This is a genomic window from Microcystis sp. M165S2 (genome assembly GCF_020245885.1).
Classification (GTDB): domain Bacteria; phylum Cyanobacteriota; class Cyanobacteriia; order Cyanobacteriales; family Microcystaceae; genus Microcystis.
The window spans coordinates 1-12,342 of the sequence record NZ_JADBTZ010000240.1 but is presented as its reverse complement, the minus strand read 5'-3'; the positions used below and the strand labels follow the sequence as shown (position 1 = coordinate 12,342).

The window sequence follows — 12,342 nt, the reverse complement described above, 5'->3', positions numbered from 1 at the left end:
TTGAGGTGGCCAATTACCTAATTTTCAGGGAAAAAGTGCCTAAATTTCCCCCCGATCACTGCCATATCCAGTACTTTTTAAGTTCCAAAAGGTCTAAAAGTCTTACCCAACAAGGTTTTTAGCTTTATTCAGCAAACCCTAACTACCCCTTGCATGAGTGCCTATCCTAACCAAGACATTAATTTTGCACGACTACTTATCATGTTTGATTCTCCTGTTGATCTGCTCATTCTCTCTAATGGTCCGGGAGAAATATCTACATGGGTGCGTCCAGTTGTCAAGAGATTGCGACAAAACTTAACAGAAGATCGATCGCTGTTGCGGATTTCGGTGATTCTTTCCCCTTGTACTCATTCTATGGGGGCGGAAACGGAAGTAGTTAGGAAATATCCGGAGGTCGATCGAGTCCAGTCGCCAGAAAACTTCTTTAATTTTCTTTTCTGGGGAAAAACCGCCGATAATTGGGATTGGCACCCCAAGGGCATCGTTTTATTTTTAGGGGGCGATCAATTTTTTGCCCTCACCATCGGTAAACGTTTGGGTTATCGCACCGTTATCTATGCGGAATGGGAAGCGCGTTGGTATCGGGGGATCGATCGCTTTGCCGTGATGAATACAAGTGTATTAAATAATATTCCCCGACAATATCAGCATAAATTTACTGTTATCGGCGATTTAATGGTGGATTTGCCCACTGCTATCACCCCTGATGACGCTACCTTAATCGCGCTCCTCCCCGGTTCCAAACCCTCGAAATTAGCTCAGGGTGTACCCCTAACCTTAGCCATTGCCGAAAAGATACACGCACACAATCCCCAGACTAAATTCTTAATTCCCGTTGCTCCTACCATAAATTTAGCTTATTTGGCGAAATTTGCCGATCCTAGCTATAATCCGATGATTAATAAAACTGGTTGGAGTGCTGCCAAATTAAAAAACGGTGAAAAACCCTATCTAGAAACAGCTAAGGGGGTAAAAGTTGACCTAATTACCGCTTTTCCCGCTCATAATCAGCTTTCTCGCTGTCATTTAGCTTTAACGACGGTGGGTGCTAATACTGCTGAATTAGGGGCGCTGGCAATCCCGATGATTATTTTACTACCGACTCAGCAACTAGACGCGATGCGGACTTGGGACGGTTTACCCGGTTTATTAGCCCAACTGCCGGGGGTGGGTTCTTTATTTGCTAAGATAATTAATCTCTATATGTTGCGGAAAAAGCGTTTATATGCCTGGCCAAATATTTGGGCCAGTGCCGAAATTGTTCCGGAATTATTGGGGGAATTACAACCAGAAGAAGCGGCAAATATAGCTATATCTTGGTTAGAAAATCCCGAACAATTAGAGGCTATCCGGCAAAAATTGCGCTCAGTACGCGGGCAAGCGGGAGCAGTGGATAAGTTAGTATTTATTATTGCAGAACAACTGTCTAGCTTCTAATCAATCGGAGAATTAAGCTTGTTGGTAGAGAGGATCAATTTCGATTAATTTATTAACAGTTTGATAAAATTCCTGCTGATAAAATTCCCGTTGATTGCTGTCGAGAGCATTAATTAATTGTTCTTGACAGTAGCGCCGATATTCCATTAAACTAATTTTTTCCATAGCTATAATAGCATTTTTGATCTGTTCTTCTGGCTGAAATATTTCCTGACTGGTATGTTCATTTAAGTGAAATAAAGAATTAAAATCACGATTTTGGTTCTCGATCATCAATAAATGATTCTGTAAAGCTGACACCAAATCTCTTGGGTTAGTAATTTGGGTTTCTAGCTCTAGAATTACTTGCCATAACCAACGATAATCAGGGAAATTAAAAATTAAATCTTTTTCATCCAAAGATTCTAAAATCATTTCCCGATATTCAGAGCGATGCAGATAGATTAATAATAGCAACCATTCGGCTGTTTCTGAGCCATTTTTTTCGGATTTATCTAAAATATTTTTCCTCTTAATTGCTGGGGATTTTCCCAGAGGTTTATTAACCTGTTTGGAGAGATTTTTGAAAACATAAGGCAAACGAGTCGCATCTTTTTGAGCCAAAATTTCAGCACAATAATCTAGATAAAAAGTGCGTTGATTGCTATCGATTAACTTTTGCAGTAAATTCACCATACTACTAGACACTTGTTGAAAATTTAGTCCCTGTTTTAAATCTTTATTGACCAACATTTGCGAGATTTGCCAATCAATCCAAAAAGGAGATTTTTCGATTAGTTCTCGATAACTATTCACCCCGTCAGTATGGGATTTAAGAAATTCATCGGCATCTTTACCATCGGGAAGATTGAGGATTTTTAGGTTAACTTGTCCTGAATAAACTAGGGAGTTAATTTCCTCGATCGCTCGTTGTGTCGCTTTAATTCCTGCTTGATCGGCATCAAAATTAAAGATTATTTGTTTACTTTCACTGTAGCGCAAAAGTAATTTAATTTGCTCTTGACTTAAGGCTGTTCCTAAACAGGCAACTACATTAGTAATACCGGCAGCATGGAGAGCGATCGCATCAAAATAACCCTCCACAACTATGGCTAAATCTTGATGAATAATTGCCTGTTTAGCTCGATCGAGCGCAAAGAGAGTTTTTCCCTTTTCAAATAGAGGAGTATCGGGAGAATTTAGATACTTTGGCTGCTCATTACCTAAAGTGCGACTACCAAAAGCGATCGCTCGTCCTTGACTATCAAAAATAGGAATCATTAAACGATCTCGAAATTGATCGTAATAACCGCTACCATTTTGACGCGCTTTAATTAATCCTGCTTGTTCCACTAAAGCCACAGGATAGCGCTTTTGTTCCACTAAATAACGATAGAGAGTTTCCCAACCTTCCGGAGAATATCCCAGTTGAAAATTAGCGATAGTTTCTGCGGTTAGTTGTCGTTGTACTTTGAGATAATCTAACGCTTTTTCCCCTTGAGGTTGACTAAGGGCGTGTTGATAAAAACTCACCGCCACGGCCATTATTTCGTATAATTGTTCCTTGAGGGATAATTTCTGCTCTAATTCCTGACGCTGTTCTACTGCTAGAGTTTTAATCGGGATTTGATATCTTCTAGCGAGATCGAAAACCACTTCACTAAAAGATTGTTTTCCCACTTCCATGAAAAATTTAATCCCGTTTCCCCCCGCACCACAGCCAAAACAGTAATACATTTGTTTGGCAGGACTAACCGTAAAACTGGGGGATTTTTCCTCGTGAAAAGGACATAAACCGACGTATTCCCGTCCCCTTTTTTTGAGGACGACTCTCTCGGAAATTAAATCCACAATATCAATTCTTTGTTTAACTTCTTCGATCGTATCCGGATGTAGTCGCGGTGTATCCATAATCAGTTATCAGTAATCAGTCTATACCTAGCACCCCCACTAAGGCCCTTTTTGACTCCTGGAAATTCGCACCCATAAGTAATAAGAAAGGACTTGACTTTGGCGGCGGCTTGTGCTATGCTTTTCTCATAATGGGAATCCGTGCAATTTTTCTTGAGTTCAAATATTCCCATTATGAATAAAATCTTTTAAAAATATTATCTCAAAATCTCCCGACAAAAGCCAGCAAAATTTCGCCCATAATTGTTAAGTTTTGTTAAAAAGAAATGCAGAGACCGGCAGGGAAAGAAATGGTCACTGAGGGAGCATCTCATTTATGCAAGCGAGTAATTATTATACTTGTCCCTAAAACTGGTTTCTAGCAAGGCTTTCAAAATAGCTTGACATAAAACCTGATTTAGGGGTTACAAAGGTGAGATGCTCCCGTCACTGATTACTGATTACTGATCACTGATCACTGAAAAACTTCCCCACTGCGATGGCTGCATTTTGTCCTCCGAAACCGAAATTAAGACAGAGACAATTGTGCAGGGAAAAATTAACAGCCGATCTAGTTAAATTTAACTGAAAAGGCGACTCGCGCACACCGACACAGGGGGGAATTAGCTGATTTTTCAGGGCCATTAAACAAAAAGCCACACCTAATGCCCCCGAAGCCCCTAAAGTGTGTCCTGTTGCCCCTTTTGTCGAGCTTACAGCCACTTGCGAGCCAAAAATGCTGGCGATCAGGTTTGCCTCCCGTTCATCGTTTAAACGCGTGCTAGTGCCGTGGGCGTGAATGTAATTAATTTCATCTTTTCTTAATTGACTTCTGTGCAAACATAGTTCTATCGCTTTGGTAGCACTACGATTATTAATCGCCGGGGCGCTGACATGATCGGCATCGCAGGTAAAACCATAGCCCAAAATTTGCCCGTAGATGGGGGCATTTCTGCTTAAAGCCAGTTCTTCCGATTCAAGGACTAAAATCGCCCCAGCTTCGCCCAAAACCAAGCCCTCCCTAGCTCTATCAAAAGGATAACAGCCCGTTTTCGCCAAAGCTCCAATCTGTTCAAATCCCACCAAAGTTAAGGGAGTGATCGGGGTTTCGATCGCCCCGGCTAAAACTCGATCGCATTCTCCCATTTTAATTAATTCTACACCCTGCGCGAGCGACCAGATACCCGTGGCACAGGCCGCCATGGGTGCTAACACTGGGGCGCCGGTTTCTATCAATCTAGCGGTCAATACCGAGGCGCGATCGGGTAAACTATCTAACCAGTTTTCTACTATTCCCGTCGCTGCCATCTGTTCCCATAAACCCTGACAACCGCGACTAGAACCGATAGTGACAGCACAATCCTTTAAGGGAGGGGTTAACTTCGCGTCTTCAAGGGCAGCAATCAGGGCAATTTTGGTTAAATCCTCTAAAAATGCCGGTTTGTGACCGATTAAACCCAGGGGTAATGCGGGTAAATCAGGAAAGGGTTGTTGCCTAGTTATACCAGTTTTGCCCTCTAGTAATCTTTGCCAACTCTGACTTAAATTTCCCAGAGAACTGATCAACCCAATTCCCGTCACCACAACATTCATTTATCAGTTATCAGGTATCAGTTATCAGGTATCAGGTATCAGGTATCAGGTATCAGGTATCAGGTATCAGTTATCAGTTATCAGTTATCGGAATATTAAATGATTGGGTGGGTGACGGCGAACATTAAATTATTGTCGCCCGGTCCCACCCTAACCGATCGCTATTTTTTCAGGTTTTCTGCACCGGAAATAACTTTAGCCGAGTCAATTTTATCCCCTTGTTTGATCGTATCGATCACTTCCATTCCCTCAGTTACATAACCAAAAACGGCATAATCACCATCGAGGAAATTGATATCCGACAGGGCAAAATAAAATTGAGAAGAAGCGGAATTAGGTTGTTGAGAACGGGCCATTGCGATTGCACCGCGTTTATGGGGTAAAGCGACGATGGGAGTGCGCGCCGTGGCCTGTTGACCGATTGATTTCCCATAAATCGGCTCTTTTTCGTCTTTAAGGAGAATTTCCAGGGGAACATAACGGGATTGCTTGGTTTCTGGATCAACAAAACCACCAGTTCCGCGACCTTGGGGATCACCACCTTGGGCGACAAAAGGCTGCGGTTCCTTAACCACGCGATGGAAAGTTAAACCATTATAAAAACCTCTCCCCACCAGATCCACAAAGTTACCGGCAGTAATTGGGGCTGCATTGCCATCAATTTCGATCGTTACCGGTTTACCTTTGATTATCATCTCGACGACGGCAGTTCCATCTAAGCGGGGTTTGTAATTATCCATGTTGACACTGCCCGAACTGGCAGGTTGAGAGGTTTGGGTGATACTAGAATTATCGGGGGTGGAATTAGCTTCCGGGGAAGAACAGCCGAAAAGTGTCGTCGTTGTGATTAAAAAAACACAAACTAGAGACAGCCAGCAAGATTTTCTTATCTTCATCATTTTATAGCCAAAAAGAGCGAAAAAAGGCCTACAATCCCTCTAGAGGAATTTCCAGAAAACGAGCGAGTTCCGCTCCTTGATTTTCCAATTCCGAGAGGGACATAGGATCGCCGACGCGAGTTAAAGGGATATCGCGACGCTGTTTAATCCGCAGGAATAGTTCCCGTTTCGGGTTGAGTCCTTCTCGCACTTCGGCCCGCACAGCTTGCACATCTTCGAGAGGCCAATCGAGATCAATGCGACGATTTTTGCCCGGGTAGCCCCAACGAAAGATTTTAACTTTGCCGGTTTCCTTGTTAAACTCGTTGTAACCACCTCCAACATTCCAGAGGAGAGATAACCAGAGATAGATGGCTAAAAGAGTCCCCGCAGTACCGTAAAAGAGGAGGGCGACTCCTTGGGGAATAAATTGTAAGGAACTGGTATCGCTAACGAGAAGTAGATTGACCTTCAAATAACTGGAAAGACCGGCGAGGAGAAACCCTAGACCGCCAATAGAGACGATTACAGCCCAAAAATAGTTACTAGGGCGACGGGAACCCACTACTTCTTGCCGTAGGATCAGGCTATCTTTACTTGTTGTTTGCGCTTTCATGAATTCTTTTTAAGGTTGCCTAGAGTTATTTTACCAGCTTTTTTCTCCCCACTTCCCCCACCCCGACCTAGGGTGTTGATTTGGAGCGGAATGCCGCCAAAATAACTCATACACTTTTTCTCTGATTAAGATCAAGGGTACTCTGTACCGGCGATTGCCTTCCAGAAAAGGTGATAACCTTCCAGAAAAGTTATTACCAATAAAAGGTTGACTTGGAAAGGAATAAATATAGCGTTGCTCCTAAAGATGAAGTGTAATACTTTTTTTCAAAAGTAATGGCAGAGATGGTTAATTAGGGTTTGCCTCAATGGCATCCATTAAACTAAAATCACTGACGACCGACTCAAAGGGTTTGTTAGTATTCTGTTTGGAAGATTTTAAGTAATAGGGAGTAGCGGATAGATCCCCACAGAAATTAATACCTCGATATTTGTGGATTCTGTCTAATCCTTCTACCCAAATAGTAGCCTCTTTTTCTTCAAATTCTTCTAATTCCTCCTCTTCATTTCCATTAGTTTTATTAGGGTAAATACGATAAGCATGGTGAGCTTCATCATTAAAGACTAAAATGTTACGTTTATTACCCACTTCTTGGGTTAAAATTCGTTTAATCCAAGCGGCATCACTTTCTAAATAGCGGGTACTTTCAACTTCGACTTCTTTTAAATTTCCCTGTGCATCGTATTTTTCCCCTCCTTCAGCGACTTTTAACCGACCTAATGCGATTTGCTGTCCTAAAGTTTCTTGGGTTAGATATCTTGTTCCCCTAGCAGTTTCATTCTTAGCCGCAATCTTAATCACTTCGGCGGCGGTGGTTTTGACTCCCACTTTGACTACTTTTGCTGAATCAGTGCCAGCAGTCGAGGGGATTCTTTTCTCAAAGATATGCCAGTTTGTCACCAAGACTTTACCCTGTCTCAGTTTATCCATCAGGTGAGAGGGTACGAGGTCACGGGTGCGATATAGAGAAGCTTCTCCATTGTCGGGTTGGTTTCATTGTTGATTTTTAAGCAACTCTCTAACCACTAATAATTAAGCTATGAGTATCCAATAGTAATCTCATTACATATAATCCTTAAAGTCCTCTAATGGTTCATCAAAGTCATCACCAATGGAAATTATATTCTTGTCACTGCCAAATAAAGGAGGACGTTTAGGTATGGTTTGAGGTGATACTAATTTTACCATTGGTTGATTATTTCTGGTAATAATTATTTCTTCTCCTGTAGCTGCTTTTTCTAGGAGTTGATTGATTTGCGGTAAGGCTTTATTTATGTCGATAGTTTCCATTTTGGGTACACCTAATCAAGGTTGTTCATCAAAGGGGAAGTTGAGAATCGGTTCGTTGACTTCGTAGGACATAGGGTTATTTAGGATTTTTTTCTTATGTATTAACTCAAGGCAAATTCGGTTAAACTGCGTTTATAGGGAGCCTGAAAACCTAAGACTATATCTTGTTTGGGAACACCAGCCGCGATTAATTGATTAGCAATGCCGATTTCTGTTCCATCTCTTTGAATCCAGATTTTTTCATCTTTTATGTCAAGATGAATAATCACACCATAGATTCGCTTTTGCTCTTTCCAACCAATATTTAAGACTTGGTAATGATGGCGTTTTGTGTCAAAAAGAAGTTGAGTTTCTGTGTCATTTTTGCTGTCATGATCTGAATGTTGGGTGAGAATGTCTTGAATCAGTTGAGAGTAGTTTATTCTTTCCATAATACCACCTCTTGTTTGAGAGAATTAAAGATTAAGAGTTTAATTTTATATTCGGCTACAGCGTCTTGAATAAATTGACGAGAGAAAAAGTCCTCATAGGTATCTTGAGGAATGGCTAGATAAAGAATTCTTTCGGGTTGTTCCTGTTTTAATGCTAACCGATAATTGAGGATTTGTCCTAATGCGAGATGAAATTCGGTGACTTCAGATGCGCCTAAAAAAGATTTAATCTCTATGGCGATTTTTTGACCTGCCTTTTCGGCGGCAATTAATCTTTCCGCGCCTAAGTCGATGTAAAATTCTACGTCATTGACTTTAAGATAAAGGGGATCATGGGTGATATTCCAGCCATCTTTTTCAAGGGCAATACACACGGATTGATGAAAAATATCTTTGGCTGACATAGAATTATTCTAAGTATAAGCAAATAGAGGTTCATCTAGAAATTAATCGATTAATCATACATAGTATCTCGATGTAAAGCTTCATCTGGTAAGTTGGCACTCTCTGAGGGAAGAGTTTGAACAAAATCTAACCATTTCTCGGTTCTTTCTTGTGGGGTTAATAGTTTATCTTGTTCGTCACTTTGTTTAATTATATCTTCTAAAGATTGGTTAAAGTCATCCCTAAGGTAAATTATATTTTTATCACTACCAAATAAAGGAGGACGTTTAGGTATGGTTTGAGGTGATACTAATTTTACCATTGGTTGATTATTTCTGGTAATAATTATTTCTTCTCCTGTAGCTGCTTTTTCTAGAAGTTGATTGATTTGCGGTAAGGCTTTATTTATGTCGATAGTTTCCATTTTGGGTACACCTAATCAAGGTTGTTCATCAAAGGGGAAGTTGAGAATCGGTTCGTTGACTTCTTAGGTCATTAGTTAAATTAATAATGTTTTTCAATCAGGTTTTTAATAGGGGGAACTTCCTCTTTTATAACGTCTAGATAATTGTTAAAATTGGGCAGTTCAAACTCATCATCTGGATTACTAATCCAATCACAAAAATTAGTCAATCTTTCCTGTGTTATTCCATAAAAATAACCGATTATCTTTTCATTTCTGTTGGCTATATTCCAAAATAAAGTTTTAGCCTCTTCTCTTTGTTTCTTGTCTTCTATGTTTTTGGTAATTGGATAATGAGGGTAAGGGTATTTGTTGATATTTTTGAATATCTCAAGAACCCTATCTCTTTGTTCAAACATTAAGATTCTTAGAGTAGCTTTTTCCCTGATAAAATGATCGGTGGAATGTTCTCTTTTTGCTTCTTCTTCTTTTTTGCTATCTCCATTTACTCTATATCTAACTATATATATCCCATTTTTCGTCCCCGATAAAAAGGCTTCGTCCCATTCTATATAAGCTTCTTCCACTTTATTTTTCCATTCTTTTTCCCTTTCTTGGTCAACTTTTTGTCTTTCTAGGTCAAGCTGTTTCCATCCTCTTTCCCTTTCCGATTCAAGCTGTTTTAGTGTTGCATTTAGAGTTTTTTCTGAAATTCCTGTTTGCACAATACTTACCCATAATGTGGCAACAATAAAAATTGCACCTCCAATTGAAAGTACATTTCCTCTAATAGTGTTTTCTGTTTCAACAAAGTCTTTCCCTTTTAAGGTTTTGGCAGTATCAGTCATTAATATTTGAGGGTTTAAATATAATGCAGTTAAGCCTATAAAGATTACACCAAGAAGTAAAGTGATAATTAACGGGAGTCGATTATTATTTGACTTCGCTGATTCTGAGTTGTTCATTTTTGATAGTTCCTCTATTCTTAAATCCTTAACTACTAGCAATTCATTCCCCCGGTCATCAATCACTTTAACGGCAATTTGCCGATGTTCTCCCACTTCAAAAGGTGCGCTGGTTGTCCCTGCTAGATGTTCCCAGACCGACTTCTCATCGGTTCCCTTTAAAGCTTTCTTAATCGAATCCCAAGCGCCGGTACGGGGGAAAAATGCCTGATTGACGTGGAAACATAAACCGTTGTAGTTGCTATCCAAAAACCAAGCGGGGACATTCTTACCCGGTTCTAAGTCCACTTTCATTGTAATCGGGTCAAACCAGAGAATCAACACAGGGTAAGTGCATCTTAAAAATTCTTGACAAAATGAACTTTATGTGGGTTGCCTACCCACAATTCGGGCATATTTGGGTAGGATTTGCCTTCTCAATTGTTAAGCAACAATCGACCAAATGGATCGAGTTCGTAACTATTCTGATTGACTGGTATCGCTTGAAATGCTTACACAGCAAGCGGATAACAAAATTGGTCAATTGTCAATGGCGTTTGAGATGCGCTCACCCCGGATCATTAATTGCCCCTTGGGAGAATTGATAAATTGCCATTATTCTAAGCCATATTCTTCTCTTAATCTTGTTTTTAACTGCTCAAAAACTAATTCACCATCGGTTACATTACCCGCTAAAATTTGCTCGGTTGCACTATCAATTTTTTGCCGTAACTCCTCTAATTGAGGGTTGATTTCCTGACCATCTTCTGCTAAAATAATAATTTCTACTCTTTGACCGGCTCGAAAGGGTAAAGGCGAGGTCAATCTTTATTGTAATACTAAATCCGTTGAGTATAGGCTACATATCAGGAGAGGCACTCATGCAAGAGGCAAGAGGCAAAACGGAGAATAAATAGGGTCTGCTGAAAAAGTTTTTCGTGGGGACAGGGTGTGGGGTGTGGGGTGTAAGTTTTTACCGATTCTGAGGGGGTCAATTACCTAATTTTCAGAGAAAAAGTCCCGGAATTTTCCCCCGATCACTCCCAGAACTGGTAATTTTTGATTGACAAAAAGTCTAAAAGTCTTACCTGACAAGGTTTTTAGATTTATTCAGCAGACCCTAAATAATAAGCTTTTAATAACCAAATTTAGTGTAACCCTTGAACAACCCCAAGAGAGCCGAAAAAAGCGAACTTCTCTAGGGAGAAATTCGCCTTAATTTCCAGAAATTCTGAATTTATTAATTAGGCACGAGCTTCGAGACGACCGTAGAAAATGCCGCGAATTTTCACTTCTTCAGCATCTTTTGCCCCTAAATCGGTGTCGGAAGGCTGCTCACTTTCAAAAACACCAGCAAACTCCCCGGTAGAAGCGTCAACTTTAGTTACCTGTAAAGACATAGTACCTTTACCCAGTTCCGTCGCTTTGACGTTAGCACGCTGGAAATCTTGACTATCAGCACTAGCGGGTAAAGCGACAGCGTTATCATAACCCGTCACCACACCCCGACCTTTGGGATCTAAGAAACCAGCACCACGATAGGAGGGAACTTTAAAGTCGCCTTCAAAATCGGTGGAACTGTTAATCGAGTTAAAGCCGGCTTCGGTTTTGCCGGTGAAACCTTTGATGGTAAAGAACAAGGGAACTCTTTCACCTCCGGGTAATTGTACGGTAACGGGTTGGAAATCGATACCGTCTTCTTCCTTGAGGGTTAAAACACCGTCTTCGCCTACGGTTAAACTCGCTGTCATCTGTTCTAAACTGGTGGTATCTCTGGTTAGGAGTTTACCCGGTATAAAGGTGGCTGCTTCCCGCTTATTAACGGGTTCACCCTTGACAAAATATTCTTGGGGTTCCAAGCATAAATCTGTCACCACATAACTTTCGCCGCGTTCTAAGGGGAGAGTACCCCGGGTGAACTCGGAAATCTGCGGACATTTGTTAGCTAATCCCGTGTTTAAAATTTCATCATAGGTTAGCTCGTTTCTATTCAGGACGGCACTAGGCGCGTCGCTACAAGCTGTCAACACCCCTAAGCACAAGGCTAAAAAGGCAACTAACAAGGCACGAAATCTCATCTATGTCAACCTCTCTTTGTCAATCTTTACAATTACTACCCTTGATCCATAGCCTGATGAATTATCGAATCGGTTGCGCCAATTCACCGAAACTCAGTTTATCAAAGATCAGTGACCATTGAGAAGATGGGAGACAGGGGGCACTCATGCACTCATGCAAAAGGCAGCTTTGTTCTCCCCACACCCCACACCCCACACCCTACACCCTCTTTCAAGTCAGGAGGCTCTAAGTAACTGATAGCTGTTGACATCCTCACCGCCGTAAAACGGACGGTGATTCCCAAACCTCACGATTTAGGTTTCTGCTTCTTTCCCTTGCGGGGTTCCGCACCGGCCTTAACAGATTTACTCTGTTCTGGTCTTATGGTCGCTCTACAGACTGACACCGCAAGTCCTGCGGCCAAAATGTTTTTACT

The 12,342-nt window shown here is 41.0% G+C and carries 13 protein-coding genes and 1 pseudogene; 1 reads left to right on the top strand and 13 read right to left on the bottom strand.

From position 1 onward, the window contains the following. Positions 1–201 precede the first annotated feature (201 nt). Positions 202–1,440 carry a glycosyltransferase family protein gene (locus IM479_RS12295; RefSeq protein WP_287686514.1) on the top strand — a complete coding sequence of 413 codons (1,239 nt, stop codon included), beginning with the start codon at positions 202–204 and terminating at the stop codon, positions 1,438–1,440. A 12-nt stretch (positions 1,441–1,452) separates the two neighbouring features. Here the strand turns inward: IM479_RS12295 and dnaG are convergent, their stop codons facing one another. From dnaG to IM479_RS12230, 13 genes and pseudogenes are all read right to left on the bottom strand, one after another. Beyond that, positions 1,453–3,330: a DNA primase gene (dnaG, locus tag IM479_RS12290; protein WP_287686515.1), complete on the bottom strand. Its 1,878-nt coding sequence runs from the start codon at positions 3,328–3,330 to the stop codon at positions 1,453–1,455. A gap of 447 nt (positions 3,331–3,777) precedes the next feature. Continuing rightward, the gene (locus tag IM479_RS12285) at positions 3,778–4,902 is read right to left on the bottom strand and encodes a beta-ketoacyl-ACP synthase (RefSeq protein WP_287686517.1); all 1,125 of its coding nucleotides are present in this window, start codon (positions 4,900–4,902) and stop codon (positions 3,778–3,780) included. Positions 4,903–5,063: 161 nt separating this feature from the next. Further along, complete coding sequence (locus IM479_RS12280) at positions 5,064–5,801, bottom strand: peptidylprolyl isomerase (protein WP_287079142.1); 738 nt, start codon at positions 5,799–5,801, stop codon at positions 5,064–5,066. Positions 5,802–5,829: 28 nt separating this feature from the next. Further along, on the bottom strand, positions 5,830–6,396 hold the full coding sequence (locus IM479_RS12275) for a photosystem I assembly protein Ycf4 (RefSeq protein WP_061432225.1): 567 nt from the start codon (positions 6,394–6,396) through the stop codon (positions 5,830–5,832). Between the two features lie 288 nt (positions 6,397–6,684). Continuing rightward, positions 6,685–7,296, bottom strand: a complete 612-nt coding sequence (locus tag IM479_RS12270) for a hypothetical protein (RefSeq protein ID WP_287686519.1) — start codon at positions 7,294–7,296, stop codon at positions 6,685–6,687. Positions 7,297–7,458: 162 nt separating this feature from the next. Beyond that, a complete protein-coding gene (locus IM479_RS12265; protein WP_287686521.1) occupies positions 7,459–7,686 on the bottom strand; it encodes a type II toxin-antitoxin system Phd/YefM family antitoxin in 228 nt (75 codons plus the stop codon). A 101-nt stretch (positions 7,687–7,787) separates the two neighbouring features. Further along, positions 7,788–8,117 (bottom strand): XisI protein, encoded by a 330-nt coding sequence (locus IM479_RS12260; RefSeq protein ID WP_287686523.1) that lies wholly within the window; start codon positions 8,115–8,117, stop codon positions 7,788–7,790. Further along, the gene (locus IM479_RS12255) at positions 8,105–8,521 is read right to left on the bottom strand and encodes a XisH family protein (RefSeq protein WP_147073028.1); all 417 of its coding nucleotides are present in this window, start codon (positions 8,519–8,521) and stop codon (positions 8,105–8,107) included. Before IM479_RS12255 ends, IM479_RS12260 begins: the two co-directional genes overlap by 13 nt. A 50-nt stretch (positions 8,522–8,571) precedes the next feature. Then, complete coding sequence (locus IM479_RS12250; protein WP_287686526.1) at positions 8,572–8,925, bottom strand: type II toxin-antitoxin system Phd/YefM family antitoxin; 354 nt, start codon at positions 8,923–8,925, stop codon at positions 8,572–8,574. Positions 8,926–9,005: 80 nt separating this feature from the next. Further along, positions 9,006–10,163 carry a hypothetical protein gene (locus tag IM479_RS12245; RefSeq protein WP_287686528.1) on the bottom strand — a complete coding sequence of 386 codons (1,158 nt, stop codon included), beginning with the start codon at positions 10,161–10,163 and terminating at the stop codon, positions 9,006–9,008. Positions 10,164–10,463: 300 nt separating this feature from the next. Next, on the bottom strand, positions 10,464–10,673 hold the full coding sequence (locus IM479_RS12240) for a hypothetical protein (RefSeq protein WP_287686529.1): 210 nt from the start codon (positions 10,671–10,673) through the stop codon (positions 10,464–10,466). 419 nt (positions 10,674–11,092) lie between these two features. After that, entirely contained in the window at positions 11,093–11,926 is an 834-nt protein-coding gene (locus tag IM479_RS12235; protein WP_004162736.1) for a photosystem II manganese-stabilizing polypeptide, read from the bottom strand. A gap of 287 nt (positions 11,927–12,213) precedes the next feature. Beyond that, a pseudogene (locus IM479_RS12230) lies at positions 12,214–12,342 on the bottom strand (RNA-guided endonuclease TnpB family protein); the annotation flags it as partial.